General features: G+C 56.3%; 18 protein-coding genes and 1 pseudogene. 3 read left to right on the top strand and 16 right to left on the bottom strand.

Going from position 1 to position 15,158, the window contains the following annotated elements:
• Nucleotides 1–298 precede the first annotated feature (298 nt).
• A complete protein-coding gene (gene yodD / locus KW829_RS03435; protein ID WP_042716762.1) occupies nt 299–526 on the bottom strand; it encodes a YodD family peroxide/acid resistance protein in 228 nt (75 codons plus the stop codon).
• 128 nt (nt 527–654) lie between these two features.
• Between yodD and dsrB the strand changes: the two genes are divergently transcribed.
• Nucleotides 655–843, top strand: a complete 189-nt coding sequence (dsrB, locus tag KW829_RS03430) for a protein DsrB (RefSeq protein ID WP_010432339.1) — start codon at nt 655–657, stop codon at nt 841–843.
• A 105-nt stretch (nt 844–948) separates the two neighbouring features.
• On the opposite strand, the gene rcsA is transcribed toward dsrB, so the two are convergent.
• From rcsA to fliF, 14 genes and pseudogenes are all read right to left on the bottom strand, one after another.
• Nucleotides 949–1,572 carry a transcriptional regulator RcsA gene (gene rcsA / locus KW829_RS03425; RefSeq protein ID WP_010432341.1) on the bottom strand — a complete coding sequence of 208 codons (624 nt, stop codon included), beginning with the start codon at nt 1,570–1,572 and terminating at the stop codon, nt 949–951.
• A 290-nt stretch (nt 1,573–1,862) separates the two neighbouring features.
• Nucleotides 1,863–2,655: pseudogene (fliR, locus tag KW829_RS03420) on the bottom strand (flagellar biosynthetic protein FliR); the annotation flags it as partial.
• Between the two features lie 7 nt (nt 2,656–2,662).
• Entirely contained in the window at nt 2,663–2,932 is a 270-nt protein-coding gene (gene fliQ / locus KW829_RS03415) for a flagellar biosynthesis protein FliQ (RefSeq protein WP_003859587.1), read from the bottom strand.
• 10 nt (nt 2,933–2,942) lie between these two features.
• Nucleotides 2,943–3,680 carry a flagellar type III secretion system pore protein FliP gene (gene fliP / locus KW829_RS03410; protein ID WP_042716760.1) on the bottom strand — a complete coding sequence of 246 codons (738 nt, stop codon included), beginning with the start codon at nt 3,678–3,680 and terminating at the stop codon, nt 2,943–2,945.
• Nucleotides 3,680–4,054, bottom strand: coding sequence for a flagellar biosynthetic protein FliO (gene fliO, locus KW829_RS03405; RefSeq protein WP_218307593.1), 375 nt, complete (start codon nt 4,052–4,054; stop codon nt 3,680–3,682). Before fliO ends, fliP begins: the two co-directional genes overlap by 1 nt.
• Before the next feature lie 2 nt (nt 4,055–4,056).
• Nucleotides 4,057–4,470 (bottom strand): flagellar motor switch protein FliN, encoded by a 414-nt coding sequence (gene fliN / locus KW829_RS03400; RefSeq protein WP_003859592.1) that lies wholly within the window; start codon nt 4,468–4,470, stop codon nt 4,057–4,059.
• Nucleotides 4,467–5,471, bottom strand: coding sequence for a flagellar motor switch protein FliM (gene fliM / locus KW829_RS03395; RefSeq protein WP_010432363.1), 1,005 nt, complete (start codon nt 5,469–5,471; stop codon nt 4,467–4,469). The genes fliN and fliM overlap by 4 nt, the downstream gene beginning before the upstream one ends.
• 4 nt (nt 5,472–5,475) lie before the next feature.
• Nucleotides 5,476–5,946, bottom strand: coding sequence for a flagellar basal body-associated protein FliL (gene fliL, locus KW829_RS03390; RefSeq protein WP_010432366.1), 471 nt, complete (start codon nt 5,944–5,946; stop codon nt 5,476–5,478).
• A 106-nt stretch (nt 5,947–6,052) separates the two neighbouring features.
• Nucleotides 6,053–7,276, bottom strand: coding sequence for a flagellar hook length control protein FliK (gene fliK, locus KW829_RS03385; RefSeq protein WP_218307592.1), 1,224 nt, complete (start codon nt 7,274–7,276; stop codon nt 6,053–6,055).
• Nucleotides 7,273–7,716 carry a flagellar export protein FliJ gene (gene fliJ / locus KW829_RS03380; protein ID WP_010432373.1) on the bottom strand — a complete coding sequence of 148 codons (444 nt, stop codon included), beginning with the start codon at nt 7,714–7,716 and terminating at the stop codon, nt 7,273–7,275. The genes fliK and fliJ overlap by 4 nt, the downstream gene beginning before the upstream one ends.
• 21 nt (nt 7,717–7,737) lie before the next feature.
• A complete protein-coding gene (gene fliI, locus KW829_RS03375; protein ID WP_010432376.1) occupies nt 7,738–9,108 on the bottom strand; it encodes a flagellar protein export ATPase FliI in 1,371 nt (456 codons plus the stop codon).
• Nucleotides 9,108–9,815, bottom strand: a complete 708-nt coding sequence (gene fliH, locus KW829_RS03370; RefSeq protein WP_218307591.1) for a flagellar assembly protein FliH — start codon at nt 9,813–9,815, stop codon at nt 9,108–9,110. The genes fliI and fliH overlap by 1 nt, the downstream gene beginning before the upstream one ends.
• Entirely contained in the window at nt 9,808–10,806 is a 999-nt protein-coding gene (gene fliG, locus KW829_RS03365; RefSeq protein ID WP_089599455.1) for a flagellar motor switch protein FliG, read from the bottom strand. The genes fliH and fliG overlap by 8 nt, the downstream gene beginning before the upstream one ends.
• Nucleotides 10,799–12,466: a flagellar basal-body MS-ring/collar protein FliF gene (fliF, locus tag KW829_RS03360; protein ID WP_174339759.1), complete on the bottom strand. Its 1,668-nt coding sequence runs from the start codon at nt 12,464–12,466 to the stop codon at nt 10,799–10,801. The genes fliG and fliF overlap by 8 nt, the downstream gene beginning before the upstream one ends.
• 228 nt (nt 12,467–12,694) lie before the next feature.
• Between fliF and fliE the strand changes: the two genes are divergently transcribed.
• Entirely contained in the window at nt 12,695–13,009 is a 315-nt protein-coding gene (gene fliE, locus KW829_RS03355; RefSeq protein WP_010432385.1) for a flagellar hook-basal body complex protein FliE, read from the top strand.
• A gap of 75 nt (nt 13,010–13,084) precedes the next feature.
• Nucleotides 13,085–13,498, top strand: a complete 414-nt coding sequence (yedD, locus tag KW829_RS03350) for a lipoprotein YedD (protein ID WP_010432387.1) — start codon at nt 13,085–13,087, stop codon at nt 13,496–13,498.
• A gap of 103 nt (nt 13,499–13,601) precedes the next feature.
• Here the strand turns inward: yedD and amyA are convergent, their stop codons facing one another.
• Complete coding sequence (amyA, locus tag KW829_RS03345) at nt 13,602–15,089, bottom strand: alpha-amylase (RefSeq protein WP_218307590.1); 1,488 nt, start codon at nt 15,087–15,089, stop codon at nt 13,602–13,604.
• Nucleotides 15,090–15,158: the final 69 nt, after the last annotated feature.

Below are 15,158 nucleotides of genomic sequence, written 5' to 3'. Positions count from 1 at the left end.
CGGCTCCTGATGGCTGACGCGCGCTTATCTAAGATTATTCCTAAAAAATGACAGTGCCGGGAGAGCGGTTTGACGGAATCGTTCCGGCGTAACCCACACGCGGCGCATGTTGCTGCTCATAACTAAAATTCACATGTATAAAATATTATATTCGCCAGGAGAATATATGCTTGTCAGACAAATCCGTTGGGGATAGTGTTGTTTCTACATCAGATTTCCTGGTGTAACGAATTTTCAAGTGCTTCTTGCATAAGCAAGTTTGATCCCGGCCATCCCCATGACCGGGATTTTTTTCATCTTACCGATTCGCTTCAGACACGCTGAAGTCATGAATATCAAGCTCGAAGGCTTCGGCCAGCTCGCGGTAAGTGTGATAGTCCCTTCCGTTCACAATCACTTTGTCTGACTCATCGTCTGAGCGGCGAACGTCGGACTCACTGATCTCATTGATAGCGGCCAGCAGGGCATCGACATCCACCTCCACCTCACGCTTGATGGTGTCGCTGTACTCTTTATCGGTCTTCATTACGGGGTCCTCATGCAACCGTGTCCATCCATAAGTATAGACCGCACACAAAAACACCATTCGCGCCGGGGGTCGGTGCCAGTTAATGCGTTTTGTTCTACACTGGCTCAAAACCACAGGAGGAATGTATGAAGGTCAACGATCGGGTAACCGTTAAAACGGACGGTGGACCGCGCCGCCCGGGTGTGGTGCTGGCAATAGAAGAGTTTAGTGAAGGTGTAATGTACCTGGTTTCTCTGGAAGACTACCCGCTCGGTATCTGGTTCTTTAACGAACTGGGACATGAGGATGGTATTTTTGTGGAAGCTGCAGAATAGCGTGGTGTCGGGCGGCGTTCCCGTCCCCGGCCCATGCGGCTCTAAATGCAAAAATCTCTGGCCAGGCCAGAGATCGCAGGTAGGGTACAGAAGGTCTTGCGCGGATCAGCGCATATTAACGAAAATTCCGTTTGTGACATTATCAGTCAGGCGAACGACGTGGTAGATCACTTGCTTATTATGCGTTTTAATTTTCCTTTTAATATTTCCTTTGTGTGACGAAACCGTTTTTGCCTTGATATTCATCTGGTCCGAGATCTGAATTGTCCCTTGTCCAGCCATCCACATTCTGAGCATACTTGATTCAGTTCTGCTTAATGATAGGGTGGGTAAGTTAACCGCTCCTACATTCTTAACTTCTTTATTCAAATAATCACCCAAAATGTCATCCAGCGACTCGGGTTTAATCGATTTAGAACTGATCAATAAATTTTTACGGACCAACAAGTATTCGTCGAAATGAATATTGGCGATCGCCATAAAAACAATAAACAACGTTTTAGGATGCTGATTAATGATTTGCTTAATGTGCTGACTGTTGGCTGGATCGTGAATGAAACAGTCCTCATTAATAAACACCACGCCGGGCTTGTGTGCTTCACAAGCGGCTTCGAGTTCGTCAACGGTGTGTGCATCGTTGATGTCTCTCTTTCTTACCCCTCTGCTTGCCAGATACCCGGTTAACCCTAGCCGGGTGTAGCTGCATAAATCCATAATGATCGTTGACATGGCATACCCTCACTCAATGCGTAACGATAATTCACCATCTGCCTGAGAGCTCATAAACAGCCATACGGGATGGAAAAAACCAAATAAAACCTGTGAGCATGACAAAGACTTTCAGGCGAACTCACTATCCCGTAAAGTTACTTATAATTTGCCAGGAATCTTCTTAAAGTAAAGTAAATATTAAGTATTGTGAGATGGTTAGAAACATTTAAACCGCGTCAGATATATCCTGGAAGATGTTTTTCGCGTTTTATTTTAGGAATATCCTCAGAAAGACAATATGGAGTGTGAGGACTATTATTTGCGAGGCAGTTCGCTGACAATATCCGCTAACAGGTTGAATATCTCGCTGAATAAATGTTCACAGAAGGGGGCGATAAGTGGCATTAGCAATGACATTAATAAAAGACCGACCGTCAACGTCACGGGAAAACCAATGACAAACACGGAAAGCTGCGGCGCCATTCTGTTCAGCAAGCCTAATGCCAGGTTAACGGTCAGCAGCAGGGTGATGATCGGCAGCGCCAGCATCAGCCCGTTGAGAAAAATCAGCCCGGCGGCACGCACCAGTGCCAGAAAGGCGTTGCTGTTAACCGGATTTTCGCCAATCGGTAGCGTGTGGAAGGTGTCCACCAGCATTGAGATAAGCCATAAGTGGCCGTTAAACGACAGGAACAGCAGCATCGCCAGCAGATCGATGATACGCGCCAGCACCGGCATGTTGAGGTGGCTGCCGGGGTCGACGAAGGTGGCGAAGGATAACCCCATTTGCAGGCCGATCAGTTCACCCGCAGTACGCACTGCCGCAAAGGCAAGCTGCATAGTAAACCCAACGGCGACACCGATCATCACCTGCTGAAGCGCCACCCATACGGCGTTAGCGGAAAATACAGGGATATCAACCGGCGGCAGGGACGGGGCGACAATAATCGTAATGACGATCCCCAGCCCCACTTTGATGCGCTTGGGTATCGATTTCTCGCTGAGAATAGGGGCGGTTGAGATGAGCGCCATAATGCGCAGCATCGGCCAGAAGTAGACGCCCAACCACTGCACGTATTGATCGCTGGTGAAGTGCAGCATCGTGATATCAGCCGATGATGTACGGCAGATTGGTGAACAGGTTGCGCATATAGTCCAGCAGCAGGTTCAGCATCCACGGCCCGGCGACGATAATCGCCACGAACACGGCAATGATTTTCGGGATAAACGACAGCGTCATTTCGTTAATCTGCGTGGCGGCCTGCAGGATACTGATGATCAGACCGGTCACGAGGGCAACAAGCAGCAGCGGGGCGGCAACGGCAATCGCGACTTTCATCGCTTCCGTGCCCATCATCATGACCGATTCTGGCGTCATTGCGCGCTCCTCAACTGTAGAAACTCTGCGCCAGCGAACTGACCAGCAACTGCCAGCCATCGACCAGCACAAAGAGCATGATCTTAAAGGGCAGAGCGATGGTCGCAGGCGGTACCATCATCATCCCGAGCGCCATCAGGACGCTGGCGATCACCAGGTCGATAATCAGGAACGGAATGAAAATAGTGAAGCCAATCTGGAACGCGGTTTTTAGCTCGCTGGTTACATAGGCTGGCAGCAAAATGCGCATCGGCACCGCTTCCGGTCCCTGAAGCTCGCCAGTGTTGGAGAGGCGGGCAAAGAGCGCTAAATCCGCTTCACGCGTCTGGCGCAGCATAAATTCACGCAGCGGCTGCGCGCCTTTCTCCAGCGCAACTTCCATCGAGATTTTATCTTCGCTAAACGGCTGGTAGGCGTCGGTGTAAATCTTGTCGATCACCGGCGACATAATGAAAAAAGTCAAAAACAGGGCCAGGCCCAGCAGCACCTGGTTGGGCGGAGCGGAAGGTGTTCCCAGGGCGTTTCGCAGCAGGCCAAAAACAATGATGATGCGGGTAAAGCTGGTCATCATCAGCAGAATGGCCGGAATAAAGGTCAGCGAGGTGATGAACACCAGCGTCTGAACCGAAAGCGACCAGCTTTGACCGCCTCCGGCAAGCGGGGTCGAGACCAGACCGGGCAGTTGCGCATAGACCGCGGGAGCAAACAGGCCAACACCCGCAAGCGTAAGGGATAACAAACGGCGCATCAGGATCTCCCGGAACGCTTAAGCAAACACTTCATAACGGACTGGAAATCCGCTGGGGCTTCTGCGCGCTCGTCACCCGTGACAGGGGCGGGCGGCAGTTTATGTAATACATTGATGTTTGAGGCGGTGATCCCCAGTACCAGACGCGCATCTTCCACATCGACGATGACCACGCGCTCGCGTGGCCCCAGCGTGGTACTGGCGCTGACTTTCAGGCCGCGCGTTCCGGCGGTTTTACCCGCCAGACCAAAACGCTTTGCCAGCCAGGCCGCAATAAGAATGAAGGCAATAATACCGAACAGGGCACCGCTCACCTGGAGCAGCGGTGAACCAGGTACCGCGGAGGGTTGGGACATTGTTGCCTGGGTTTTCATGCTTAACGGCTCAGACGACGCATACGTTCGGATGGCGTAATGATGTCGGTGATGCGCACGCCGTACTTATCAGCAACCACCACCACTTCACCCTGAGCAATCAGATAACCGTTGATCAGAATATCCAGCGGTTCACCGGCCAGGCCGTCAAGGGCGACCACGGAACCCTGCGTCAGGCGCAGCAGCTCTTTAATGGTCATGCGGGTGCGGCCCAGCTCAACCGTCAGCTTAACCGGGATATCCATGATCAGGTCGATGTCCTGCAGCGTGCCGCTGACGTCGCCGCCGCCCAGCTGCTGGAATACCGCGTCCGCCGCGCTTTTCGTCGGGGTCGTCTTTTGCTCGTTTAACGCGTCAGCCCACAGATCGTCCAGTGCTCCGCTGTTCTCATCGGACGGATTGTTCATGTCACTCATTTGGGCTGTTCCTCATTCAGCGAATTCAATATCGGGTTGATCAAGTGCTCAACGCGTAACGCATACTGGCCGTTAATTGTGCCGTACTGACTGGTCAGCACGGGGACACCATCCACATGGGCAATAATGCGGTCGGGTTTTTCTATCGGCAAAACGTCGCCGGGTTGTAATTTCAGGATCTGAGATAACCGCAGCGGAATATCGGCAAAGCTCGCTACCAGCTCCAGCTGCGAATGCTGAACCTGGCGAACCAGGTTTTCACGCCAGTTCTGATCTTCGTGGCGCGAGTTCTCCAGCGGCGGGTTCACCAGCAGCTCGCGCAGCGGTTCAATCATGCTGAACGGCAGGCAGATGTTGAACTCACCGGTCAGGTTGCCGATTTCAACGTGGAACGGCGTATTAACGACGATATCGTTCGGCGAGGTGGTGATATTGGTGAACTTCACCTGCATCTCAGAACGGACGTACTCCACTTCCAGCGGGTTAATCGCCTTCCACGCGTCGCTGTAAGACTCCAGCGCCAGCTTCAGCATGCGGTTAATGACGCGCTGTTCGGTGTGGGTGAACTCACGACCTTCTACTTTGGTCGGGAAACGCCCGTCGCCGCCGAACAGGTTATCCACCGCAATGAACACCAGGCTTGGCGAAAACACCACCAGACCGGTGCCGCGCAGCGGCTTCAGATGGATCAGGTTAAGGTTGGTTGGCACCGGCAGGTTGCGGGCAAACTCGTGATACGGCTGAATGCGGATCGCGCCGACGGTGATATCCGGGCTACGACGCAGCAGGTTAAACAGCCCCATACGGAACTGACGCGCAAAACGTTCGTTGATGATCTCCAGCGCCTGCAGACGTTCACGTACCACGCGACGCTGGGTATTCGGGTCATAGGGGCGAATATTGTCGTCGCCGCTCAGTCCCGGTTGCGGATCATCACTCTTATCGCTGTCGCCGTTGAGCAGCGCATCGATTTCTGCCTGAGAAAGAATACTGTCGCCCATGTCGTTACCGCAGAATGAAGGCTGTATACAGAACGTCAGTGACTTCCTGCTTCGGTTGGCCGTTTACCAGCGGGGTCGACAGCGTCTGTTTGATGGCGTCGACCAGTTTTTGCTTACCGTCATCGGTAGCGAGCGTCGAAGCGTCCTGACGAGAGAAAAGCAGCAGCAGACGGCTACGCACTTCAGGAAGATAATCGTTCAGACGAGAACGGGTAGCTTCGTCTTTCAGGCGCAGCGTAATGCCAACATAAAGCACACGATCCGCATCACCCAGGTTGACGGTGAAGGTGTCCAGCGGGAAGAACACGGGAGCCGGAGGCGGTGGCGCTTCAGCTTTGGCAGCAGCGGCAGTCGGTTCCTGCTGCATACGCCAGTAACTATAACCCGCGGTAGCGCAGGCGGCGAGCGTGATCAACACCAGCAGCGGGATCCAGATGGAGCGCTTACTTTTTTTGGTGATAGCGGAGTCAGTCATCTGATACGAGCTTCCTGTTTCGGTACAGCTTAATAGGGTGATTATCCCGTGTCCGCCTTATCTCAAAGCGTGGAAAAGACGGGAATAATCACGCTACCTCTGGCGTTTAGGCGAAGATATCCACTGCGCCATTTCCCCGCGCGGCGGATTGCAGGGCGGCAGGGGTCGGCAATAACTCATCACTCTCTTCATTGAACGCGCCGTGCTGGCCCGAGCGGGAAGCCTGCTGTTGCTGCTGTGATGAGGATTGCTGCTGTCCGGCGAAGCTCTCACTGCTGACGCTGCTCTGCGAAAGCTGAATGCCGCTTTCCGCCAGAGAGGTGCGTAAGACCGGCAGAGCAGCCTCCAGCGCCGCGCGCACGTGGCTGTGCGGAGACACCATCTGCAGCTGCGCCTGGTTATCATCCAGTTTAAGCGAGATTTGCACCTGGCCCAGGTCTTCCGGGTGCAGGCGCAGTTCAGCGGTCTGCTGGCCTTGCTTCGTGAACAGCGTGATGTGCTGGCTCAGCGTTTGCTGCCATTCGCTGGTGCCGAGCGGCTGGCTCAATACCGGCGCGGTGGCAACGGTTGCAGCAGGCTGTGAGGTCGCGTGGCTGCTGAGGATCGGTGCCAGGGTTGCGGTGGGCGAGGTTGTCGTCGCGCTGCTCGCGATGTCCTGTTTCTCAGCCGCCGCCGCGACCGCAGGCGTCACGGGTACGCTGGCTGGCAGGGCAGCGTCAGCCGTTTGTGCCACAGGCTGAGACGCCGCCTGAGGCGGGTTATTCTCTTTGCCCGGCAGCGCGTTTTTCAGCGTTTGCGGAAGAGCGGAGGTGAGGGACGTCTGAGCGGTAACGCCGTCGACGTGGGTTGCCTGCGTCGTTACCGGTGTTGCCGTCTGCTGGTGCGGCAACATCGCCATCAGCGCGCTGAGCCCCGCGAGTTCGTCTTCGCTTAGGTCAGTTTTGCTGTCATCTTTTGCAGACGCGTGCGTCAGCGTCTTTAACGCATCACCGTGGGTCGTCGGCATCAGCCCGGACACCAGTGTTTGCAGCGCAGTGGTCTTCGCCGCGTCATCGTCGGCGGTCAGCGTCTCCTGGCGTGAGAGCAGGTCGGCAATTTTCGCCTGGAGGGTAGTCTCGCCTGCGTCCTGTTGCGCCACCCTGGACAGCTTGCTGCCAGCGGCTTTCAAATCAGCCAGGGTCAGCGGCGCATCTTTTCCCTGACCGAGTGCATCGGTCAACGCGCCCGCCAGCAGAGAAAGAAAGTCTTGCGCACCCTCGGCGCCTTTCCCCGTTTGCGTGCCGCCTGACAGGTCGCTGTCGGTCATCAGCAGTTGTTGCAGTGTGATCATTCCGGTTTCCTCATTGATGCGCGCTGGGCAAACTCATCCATTTTTTTCTGATCCAGGCGGTTTTCCGCCAGGGTTGACGCCGCGACCTGACGGTCCTGTAGCGTTTGCCAGGCCTGCAGCCGCTGTTTTTTCTCGCGCCAGAAGTTGAGCGCGGTATCCACTTTTTCGGTCCACTGGTTAAGCTGCAGGCGGTGTTGTTCAATCGCCTTTTCCAGCGTCTGGATAAACTGCTGATAGTTGATCCAGCGCTGGCTGCCAATGCCCTGCGTCATATCGGTATTCAGGTTGGTGCGATATTCATGCTGATAGTCGATTAACATCTTCAACTGCTCTTCAGCCTGCTGGCACCCGCGTCGCATTGCGCCGAGCTGCAGTGCGGCATCATCAACTTCTTTTTCAGCCAGATCTTTTAGCGTTGATAACGCGCTATTTTGCGCCATGACCTTCGCCCTCCACCTGTGTTACACCTGCGGGAAAATCAGATCCAGAGCCTGGATTGAGTCTTCCCAGTCGGCGCGTTCAAAAATACCTTGTTGCAAAAACGCCTCCAGCTGCGGCCAGAGCGCAATCGCTTTGTCGAGCATCGGGTCGCTGCCTTTGGCATACGCCCCAACGCTCACCAGATCGCGGTTGCGCTGGAAGCTGGAGAGCAGTTGTTTGAAGTTACGCACGCGGGCGTAGTGCTTCTCGGTTATCAGCGCCGTCATTGCGCGGCTGATGGATGCTTCAATATCAATCGCCGGGTAATGCCCCGCTTCGGCCAGACGGCGCGACAGCACAATGTGACCGTCGAGGATCGCACGCGCGGAGTCGGCAATCGGATCCTGCTGGTCATCGCCCTCGGTCAGCACTGTATAGAATGCGGTGATCGAGCCGCCGCCGCTGATGCCGTTCCCCGCGCGTTCGACCAGCGCCGGGAGCTTGGCAAATACCGAAGGCGGATACCCTTTGGTGGCCGGAGGCTCACCGATGGCGAGCGCGATTTCACGCTGCGCCATCGCGTAACGGGTCAGGGAGTCCATGATCAGCAGGACGTGCTGGCCGCGGTCGCGAAAATCTTCGGCGATGCGGGTCGCGTAGGCGGCACCCTGCATACGCAGCAAGGGGGACACATCCGCCGGGGCGGCGATAACCACCGAGCGGGCGCGGCCTTCCGCACCCAGAATGTTTTCGATGAAGTCTTTGACTTCGCGCCCACGCTCGCCAATCAGCCCCACGACGATCACATCGGCCTGGGTATAGCGTGCCATCATGCCGAGCAGGACGGATTTCCCCACGCCGGACCCGGCGAACAGGCCCATACGCTGTCCACGTCCCACGGTCAGCAGGGCGTTAATCGGGCGCACGCCGGTGTCCAGCACGTGCTCGATAGGGGTTCGCTGAAGGGGGTTAAAGGGCTGGGTGATCAGCGCGCCGGTTTCTGTGGTGTCCGGGGAGGGCAGTCCGTCGAGCGGTTTACCGCTGCCGTCCAGCACGCGCCCAAGGAGCGCTGGCCCAAGCGGTAACTGCTTGCCGCTCTGCAGACCGTCGCCTGAACTGTTTTTCGCATAGACGCGCGCGCCGGGCAGAATGCCTTCAACTTCTTCGAGCGGCATCAGGAACAGGCGCTGGCCGTTAAATCCGACCACCTCACTTTCGACCTCACGCATTTCCAGTCCGTCCTGACGCTCAATAACGCAGGTGGCACCCAGCGGAAGCTGCAGGCCCGTCGCTTCCAGCACCAGGCCGGTGGCGCGGGTCAGACGGCCATAACGACGAACAGATGGCAGTTGTGCCATCTTCGTTTCAAAGTTATCGAGCGTGTTGAGCCAGCGGGTAAGGCGTGCGGTCATCAGACAACTCCCGGTGCTGCCAGGCGGCACAGTTCTTGCCAACGGGTGGCGACGCTGGCATCCAGATCGCCCTCATCCGCAGAGACTTTGCACCCCCCGTGGTGTAACGAGGGATCGCCCCGCAGCCTCCAGCCGTGCAGGCTGAGCGTCGCGCCAAGACTCTCTTCCACGCGCTGGAGATCGTCCGGGTGAACGCGCAGCTGCGGTTTGCCGCTGAACAGCGGCTCCTGCTGGAGCAGACCCTGAATCTGTTTAATCAGCGCCGAGTTATCGACGGTTGGCGTCTGGCCAATCACCTGACGCGCGGCTTCCAGCGCCATCTGCATCAGGCGCGACGCAATCACGCTGTCGAGCGCGTCCAGCGTATGCTGGAATTCGCTCACCAGCTGCTGCATACGGGCATTAAGGGGCGCCTGCTGCTGACGCGCCTGTTCGATGCCTTGCTCCAGCCCTTTTGCCAGCCCTTCCTGATAACCCTGCTCCTGGCCTTTCTGCCGTCCTTCGTGCAGACCGGCGTTGAAGCCCTGTTCGTGCGCCTGCATTTGCATCTGCGCCAGCATCTGCGCGCGCTGCTCTTCTTCGCTCAGCTCGGGCACCGCGGCATCGATATCGCCCTCATCGGACGGGAGGGCGGACGGGATAAACTCGGAGAGGGGAGGCGCCAGATCGTCGGGCGTCCAGCGCGTCCACGGCAGCTCATTAGACATAGGTGTCGTCTCCGCTGCCAATCACCATCTCGCCGGTTTCGGCCAGTCGACGAACGATAAGCAGGATCGCTTTCTGTTCGTTTTCCACCTGAGACAGACGCACCGGACCACGGTTGGCCAGGTCGTCGCGCAGGATGTCGGCTGCACGCTGGGACATGTTGCGCAGGAACTTCTCGCGCAGCGGCTGCTCGGCACCTTTGAGGGCGATAAGCAGCGATTCGGAGTCCACTTCCTGAAGCAGGCGCTGGATGCTGCGATCGTCCACTTCGACCAGGTTTTCGAACAGGAACATCTCGTCGATAATTTTCTGCGCCAGCTCGCCGTCGAACTCGCGCACCGCGGTGATGACCGCTTCTTCCTGCTGCGTTTTCATCAGGTTGATGATCTCGGCCGCCGTTCTCACGCCGCCCATTTTGCTGCGCTTGAGGTTCTGGCCGTCGAGCAGGTTGTTCAACACTTCGGTCAGCTCCGCCAGCGCGGCTGGCTGGACACCGCCAAACGTGGCGATACGCAGCATAACATCGTGACGCAGACGCTCTTCGAACAGCGCCAGAATATCGGCTGCCTGGCCCCGTTTGAGGTGAACCAGAATGGTCGCGATAATCTGCGGGTGCTCGTCGCGAATAAGGTCGGCGGCGCTCTGCGGCTCCATAAAGTTGAGCGTTTCGATACCGCTGGCGGTATCGCGGGTTTCCAGAATATCTTCCAGCAGGCTGGCGGCACGCTCTTCGCCCAGCGCCTTGACCAGCACGGAGCGCAGGTATTCGTTGGCGTTGACGTTGAGCGCGGCAAACTGTTCGGCTTCCTGCTCAAATTCCGCCAGCACTTCGGTCAGCTGCTTGTTGGAAATTTGCCGCACGTTGGCCATGGCCGCAGAGAGGATTTGCACCTCTCTTTGCGAGAGGTGTTTGAACACCTCTGCCGCGCGGTCTTCGCCAATGGTCATCAGCAGGATGACGCTTTTATCGGTACCTGTAAGCGTATTACTCATGTTCGTTACCCATCCAACTGCGGATGACCAGCGCGACGACGCGCGGATCGTTGTCTGACATTTCGCGAATGCGCTGGCTCATGACCTCAGCGCCCATGCGCTGGTTAGCGCGGCGCTGCTGCACCTGCTCGTCTTTGCTGAGGCGCACTTCAACCGCTTCTTCCACCTCCTGGCGATTATTCATCTGTTCCAGCGCGGCTTTCTCGGCTTCAGCACGGCGCTGGAGCTGAGGACGTACGCCCTTACGCCACAGCAGCCAGGCAACAATCAGCACCAGTAACCAGCGGCCTGCGGACATCAGCTGATCGATAAACGACTGCTGTTGCCAGAACGGCAGTTCGCCACCGCTTTCATCAACCGAGTTGAACGGTGAGTTCACCACGTTCAGCGTATCGCCACGTTTTTCGGAGTAGCCCATCGCTTCACGAGTCAGATCTTCAATCTGCTTCATCTGCTCGGCCGTCAGCGGCAGAGGCTTGCCGTCCGGCAGGGTTTTGTAGTTCACCACCACGGCAACAGACAGACGCTGAATATCCCCCACGTTCAGTTTGGTGTGGCGGATAGTACGGTCCACTTCGAAGTTTGTGGTTTCGTTACGGCTGCTGGTACGCGGTCCCGCGTTATTGGCCGTTGAGGTTGTCTGCTGGGCATTCTGCTGGTTGGCCGGAGGCGTTGAAATCGGTGCAGCGTTAGCCGGAGCTGGCTGGTTAGACAGCGCGCCCGGCACGCCGCCAGGGTAGGGGCCGCCCACCTGCTCGTTCGAGTTAATCTGACGAGAACGCATCACCGCCTGAGACGGATCGCCGTTCGGGCTGTATTGCTCTTCCGTTTGTTCTTTATTCGCAAAATCGATCTGCGCGGTAACCTGAGCATGCACGTTGCTGTTACCGACGACCGGGCCCAGGATCGCTTCGATACGGCGCTGAAGACGACCTTCCACATCGGCCGCGTACTTCAGCTGCGCGTCGTTCAGATCGCGACCGGCGCTGTTGTTCTGCGTCAGCAGATGACCGCCCTGATCCACCAGCGTCACGTTGCCCGGCGGTAAGCCTGCAACCGCGCTGGAGACCAGATGCGTGACCGCGCTGATTTGCCCTTCGTCCAGCGCGCGGCCAGGCTCAAGGTTGACGGTCACGGAGGCAGAAGGGGATTTCTGTTCACGAACAAATAAAGAGGGTTTAGGCATGGCAAGGTGCACACGCGCACTCTTCACCGGGCCTAAGGTTTCAATGGTACGGGCCAGTTCACCTTCCAGCGCGCGCTGGTAGTTCACCTGCTCGCTGAACTGGCTGATACCGAATTTTTCCTGATCCAGCAACTCGAAACCGACCGCGCCGCCTTTCGGCAGACCCTGCTGCGCCAGGCGCAGGCGCAGCTCGTGCACCTTATCCGCTGGCACTTCAAGCGCGCCGCCGTTATCGGCAAAGCGATAAGGGATGTTCATCTGGGTAAGCTGGGTGACGATGGCACCGCCATCCTGATCGGAAAGGTTACTGTAAAGCGTGCGGTAATCAGGGCTTTTCGCCCACAGGACCATCGCAACAAGGATCGCAATGGCGGCAGCGCCTGCCACGATCAACGGGATTTTAGGGTTCGCGCGAAGGCGGTTCATCCACTCGAGTGATTTATTCTGTGGCGCTGTCGATGCTGTTGCACTCATTGCGCACCTCTTAAATCCTGGTGGTTTACGTTATTCGTGTAGAGAAACAAAACTGACTCCCGGGTCGGCAAACACGACAAAAGTTCCATATTGATGGCCCTGCCATTATTTGATGATTCGTGATTTTCTATGCGTCAAATAACCTGGTTTTTTAACGCTATTTACCGCCATTATCTGATTGACAAGCTGTTAGTCTTGACCGCGTAAAAATCCATCCAGGGGAAAGTCATGGCTATACAGGGCATTGAAGGGGTAATCAGTCAGCTGCAGGCAACGGCAATGACGGCACGTAATCAGAACGTGATGGACGAACCTTCAACCATCAGCTTTGCGGGGCAACTGCACGCCGCACTTGACCGTATCAGCGACAAGCAGAACGCCGCCCGGACGCAGGCGGAAAAATTTACGCTCGGTGAGCCGGGCGTGGCGCTTAATGATGTGATGGCCGATCTGCAAAAAGCGTCGGTGTCTCTGCAGATGGGCCTCCAGGTGCGTAATAAGCTGGTATCGGCCTATCAGGACGTGATGTCGATGCAGGTGTAAAACCTGCCGATCTTACGCTGGCACCCATACCGCTTTAATGCCACAATATTTTTTTCTTCCCACGCAGGAAAGATGATGAAAAAAATAGCAATTGTGGGTGCGCTTCTGGCGTTAACCGGCTGTGTTCAGGTTGATAATTATCAGGAAGTCATCAAGCACCCTGTGCCGTCGCATCTGGCAGGGTACTGGCAGTCAAAAGGGCCGCAAAGCAAGATGGTGAGCCCGGAGGCGATTGCCACGCTGGTGGTGACGGAAGAGGGCGATACGCTGGATTGCCGTCAATGGCAGCGCGTGGTGGCGGTGCCGGGCAAGATTATGCTGCGTTCGGATGATTACTATAACGTGACCCGCAAGCTGGATATCTATCCGCTGGAGCGTGATGGCGCAACGCTTGAGTATGATGGTATGGAGCTGCAAAAAGTGGATCGTCCAACGGTTGAGTGTGCGAATTACCTGAGCAAAAATCCGCTGGAGAGTAAACTACCGTAACGGTAAAAACAAAACGGCAAACTTGTTGCCGTTTTTAGTGCTTGCGCCCTCTCCCCGTGGGAGAGGGTCGGGGTGAGGGCATCAGGCCGTACGCTTCCCGTTTCTACAGCGCATCCTCTATGACCCACACGCTGACGCTTCCCCCGTTACAGAAGAACGTCCCTTCACCATCCGCAGCTGTGGTCACGGTTTCCTCGCGATTGCCCAGAAAATCACGCCAGGTTTTATTGCCGTAATTCTCGCCCAGACAAATCACTTTTTCCCCGTCATCACCATTGGAAAGGACCACTACGCAACCCGGCGCGTCGTCGGTCCCGCTGCGGCTGAACGCGATACAGTTAGGATGATCAAAAAACAGCGTCTGAATGCCGTGGGCAAAACGCTGGCGGGCGAGGATCAGCTCATGCAGTTGTTCAATCACGGGCATATCAATATGGTACGTGTTACCGTCTCCGCCCGTATCGTCGTAGCTGGCACCGAAGAGGTCCGGATAGAACACGCTCGGCACGCCGTTTTCGCGCAGCAGAATTAACGCATAGGCGAGCGGTTTAAACCAGGCTTCCACCGGGGCTTCCAGCGCCTGCAGGGGTTGGGTGTCGTGGTTGGCAACCAGCGTGACCGCATGGAACGGATCGGCTTCCACCAGCGTGCCGGTGAAGATCTGGCTCATGTCGTAGTCGCGCCCCTGACGCGACGCCTCGTGGAACTTCATCTGCAGCGGCGCATCGAACAGCATGGTTTTGCCCTCGACCTGATTAATGTAGTTCTGCAGTTTATCCACCTCGTGCGACCAGTATTCCGCGACAACAAACAGCGGCTGCGGCGCCACCTCCTGCACGTGCTCAATCCACTCCTTATAAAACCAGGCCGGAATATGTTTTACGGCATCCAGACGAAAACCGTCACACTGCGTTTGCTCCATCACCCAGCGCGCCCAGTATTTGATCTCCTCGGTCACGGCATGATTGCGAAAATCGATGTTCTCGCCCATCAGGTAGTCGAAATTGCCCATCTCGTCGTCGACCTGATCGTTCCAGCCTTCGCCGGTGTAGTCGTTGACGATTTTGAAGATATTGTCTTCATTGGGGTTTTCAATGTGGTCGATGCCGCTGAAGCATTTGTAATCCCAGATAAACTGCGAATATTTCCCCGCGCGGGCAGGGAAGGTGTAGCGCGTCCAGGCTTCACACTCGATGATTTCATCGTCGATTTGCGTACGGTCTTGTTCATTGACGCGCTGCACGCGGATCGGCTCTTTCTCGTCCGCCCCCATTTTGTGGTTGACCACCACATCCAGCAGCACGGCGATCTGGTTGCTTTTGAGCGCGTCGATGGCCTCCAGCAGCTGTGCTTTATCGCCGTATTTGGTGGCGACGCCGCCTTTTTGATCGAATTCGCCGAGGTCAAACAGATCGTAAGAGTCGTAGCCCACCGAATATCCTCCCGATGCGCCTTTGTACGCCGGAGGTAGCCACACCATGTTAATGCCGATTTCGTTGAGGTTGGGGGCTAAAGCCGTAACTTCTCGCCACAATTCACCGCCAGCGGGGTAATACCAGTGAAAGCATTGCAGTAAGGTTGGATTGCGCATGCACCGTCTCCATGAGGTCGCGAAACTCAAGTATGGAGTACGTTTTGCAGAAATGCCTGGCGAACGAAG

The organism is Enterobacter sp. ENT02 (assembly GCF_019219165.1).
GTDB lineage: Bacteria > Pseudomonadota > Gammaproteobacteria > Enterobacterales > Enterobacteriaceae > Enterobacter > Enterobacter mori.
Note: the sequence above shows the minus strand (reverse complement) of the source record. Positions and strands in the feature narration are given on the sequence as shown.

Excerpts from the sequence above, each read along its gene's own strand:
- dsrB (WP_010432339.1), top strand. The coding sequence starts at position 655 with ATGAAGGTCAACGATCGGGTAACCGTTAAAACGGACGGTGGACCGCGC.
- fliN (WP_003859592.1), bottom strand. The coding sequence starts at position 4,470 with ATGAGTGACATGAACAATCCGTCCGATGAGAACAGCGGAGCACTGGAC.
- fliI (WP_010432376.1), bottom strand. The coding sequence starts at position 9,108 with ATGACCGCACGCCTTACCCGCTGGCTCAACACGCTCGATAACTTTGAA.
- fliP (WP_042716760.1), bottom strand. The coding sequence starts at position 3,680 with ATGCGCCGTTTGTTATCCCTTACGCTTGCGGGTGTTGGCCTGTTTGCT.
- rcsA (WP_010432341.1), bottom strand. The coding sequence starts at position 1,572 with ATGTCAACGATCATTATGGATTTATGCAGCTACACCCGGCTAGGGTTA.
- fliH (WP_218307591.1), bottom strand. The coding sequence starts at position 9,815 with ATGTCTAATGAGCTGCCGTGGACGCGCTGGACGCCCGACGATCTGGCG.
- fliE (WP_010432385.1), top strand. The coding sequence starts at position 12,695 with ATGGCTATACAGGGCATTGAAGGGGTAATCAGTCAGCTGCAGGCAACG.
- amyA (WP_218307590.1), bottom strand. The coding sequence starts at position 15,089 with ATGCGCAATCCAACCTTACTGCAATGCTTTCACTGGTATTACCCCGCT.
- yodD (WP_042716762.1), bottom strand. The coding sequence starts at position 526 with ATGAAGACCGATAAAGAGTACAGCGACACCATCAAGCGTGAGGTGGAG.
- fliK (WP_218307592.1), bottom strand. The coding sequence starts at position 7,276 with ATGATCACACTGCAACAACTGCTGATGACCGACAGCGACCTGTCAGGC.
- fliQ (WP_003859587.1), bottom strand. The coding sequence starts at position 2,932 with ATGACGCCAGAATCGGTCATGATGATGGGCACGGAAGCGATGAAAGTC.
- fliO (WP_218307593.1), bottom strand. The coding sequence starts at position 4,054 with ATGAAAACCCAGGCAACAATGTCCCAACCCTCCGCGGTACCTGGTTCA.
- yedD (WP_010432387.1), top strand. The coding sequence starts at position 13,085 with ATGAAAAAAATAGCAATTGTGGGTGCGCTTCTGGCGTTAACCGGCTGT.
- fliF (WP_174339759.1), bottom strand. The coding sequence starts at position 12,466 with ATGAGTGCAACAGCATCGACAGCGCCACAGAATAAATCACTCGAGTGG.
- fliM (WP_010432363.1), bottom strand. The coding sequence starts at position 5,471 with ATGGGCGACAGTATTCTTTCTCAGGCAGAAATCGATGCGCTGCTCAAC.
- fliG (WP_089599455.1), bottom strand. The coding sequence starts at position 10,806 with ATGAGTAATACGCTTACAGGTACCGATAAAAGCGTCATCCTGCTGATG.
- fliL (WP_010432366.1), bottom strand. The coding sequence starts at position 5,946 with ATGACTGACTCCGCTATCACCAAAAAAAGTAAGCGCTCCATCTGGATC.
- fliJ (WP_010432373.1), bottom strand. The coding sequence starts at position 7,716 with ATGGCGCAAAATAGCGCGTTATCAACGCTAAAAGATCTGGCTGAAAAA.